At 60.4% G+C, this 1,725-nt stretch carries 3 protein-coding genes and 1 pseudogene; all 4 read left to right on the plus strand.

The genetic code is table 11. The features are described from left to right. Positions 1-25 precede the first annotated feature (25 nt). Positions 26-385, plus strand: a complete 360-nt coding sequence (locus G7Y49_RS11915; RefSeq protein WP_165174053.1) for an oxidoreductase — start codon at positions 26-28, stop codon at positions 383-385. Between the two features lie 78 nt (positions 386-463). Further along, on the plus strand, positions 464-739 hold the full coding sequence (locus tag G7Y49_RS11920) for a hypothetical protein (RefSeq protein WP_165174106.1): 276 nt from the start codon (positions 464-466) through the stop codon (positions 737-739). 79 nt (positions 740-818) lie between these two features. Beyond that, entirely contained in the window at positions 819-1,151 is a 333-nt protein-coding gene (locus tag G7Y49_RS11925; RefSeq protein ID WP_165174108.1) for a hypothetical protein, read from the plus strand. Positions 1,152-1,526: 375 nt separating this feature from the next. Beyond that, positions 1,527-1,725, plus strand: a pseudogene (locus tag G7Y49_RS11930) (MFS transporter); the annotation flags it as partial.

Consider the following 1,725-nt stretch of genomic DNA (forward strand, 5'->3'; position numbering starts at 1 on the left):
ACTAACTTGAAAGGAAGTGCACTAAATGGCAGATCAGAAGTACGCACTGCTCGTTGACTACACCTACTTCTCCGGCAACCACGCCGCAGAGATCGGCTGCAAGGAGGAGCTCGGCCTTCCGCTCGACCAGTTCGGCATCAAGGAGGTCCAGGTCGGCCCCTTCAAGAAGGGCGAGGGCAACGACGGCGACGCCTGGGAGTGGTTCTACATCCCCTGCCCGACGTCGATCTTCTCCGAGCACTGGGGAACCAACGGCGACAAGGCCGGCCAGCGCCCGCTGGCGGTCCAGGTCGAGGAGTCTGGTTCCATGTACTACGGCACCCTCGAGGACATGATCGCCAAGATGGCGGAGTTCGACCGCCCGATGGTTCTGTTCCAGCTGTAAGCCTTAGGTAATTGCGCGAAGGGCCGGCCGCGCCGGCCGACCCTTCGGCATCGTGTTGAGGACTAACAAGGAGAGAATATGACCCGCGACGAATTTTTCGCTCTCGACGCGGCGGATGCGGCTGAGAAGCTGAACGCCGTTCTCGCCGACGGCAAGAGCAAGGATGAGGCCATGGCCGAGTTCGGCATCGCCCAGGCTGACCTCATGAAGGCCCAGATCTTCTTCGTGAAGGACAAGTTCATCGCCCGCGCTTGGGGCGGCTACACCTCCACGAAGCGCACCGGCAACGAGGCGAACGACACCGGCAACGGCGTCGGCAACAGCGACCCGGCCAAGGGCTTCGCCGGCATCTAAGCTCGCAAGAGCGTTCATGCCGTGACAAGGCTCGCCCCAACCTCGGGGCGAGCCTTTTGCATTGAAAGGAGCGCCAACTATGTCTACTGAAGACGAGATCCGCGCGGAGGTCGAGGAGCTGGGCCGGCTGGAGCCCGCGCAGGAGGACATCCTGTACAACATCTCGCTCAAGCAGGACGAGCTGGGCCGCCAGGCCACCAACCTGCTGCTGAGCAAGGTGGAGGGCAGCCCCGTCTACCAGCCGATGATCGACCGCGAGTACCTCACCTACGAGGTGTTCAACCACGGCTCCAAGCACGAGATCGCGAGCCTGTACGTGACGCTCAAGGGCCTGCGCTACTGCATCATGTACGCCGACGAGCTCTCGCGCCGCCGCAAGCTCAACCCCGCCGGCGCGCCCTGGACCGAGTAGGGCGCCACCCCCGTTATCTCAAGTTTTCGCAGGTAGAAAGCTTGAGAATTGAAAAGTAGTACCGATGGGTTGAGAAAGTGAGCACTCTGAGTCTGATTGAAGAGCGCTCGTTTGCTTTAAAGTCTGCACGTGCGACGCCATCTTGAGGGAGAGGTGCGCCGCATGGCAAGACGAGCCTGATCCCTAGCAGGCTCGAGCGCAATACCGCATGCGGACAAGGAGGGCGTGAAGGGCGCAACGCGAAGCGCGTGACCTCAGGGCATGAGTTCGACTTACGAAGGGGATTGACTAAGGGCGAGCTCAGGCCGTGGCGTCGGGTGTGACCGCATCTTTTCGCCATCCTTCCGCGAATCGTTTACCTTGAGGAGGTAAAGGATGGACAAGAAAGAGTTTACTGTCTCTGAGGTCATTGACTCCATTGGCATTAGCTCGCATACGTGGGTCACGTTCGTGATCCTCGCATTCGCAATGATCTTCGACGGTTATGACTTCATGATCGTCAACTCCACCAACCTGTTCGTGGCCCACACCTTCTGGCCCGACAACCCGAACCCCGGCACCCTCATGGGCTCGC

The organism is Adlercreutzia sp. ZJ242 (assembly GCF_011038995.1).
Lineage (GTDB): Bacteria > Actinomycetota > Coriobacteriia > Coriobacteriales > Eggerthellaceae > CAAEEV01.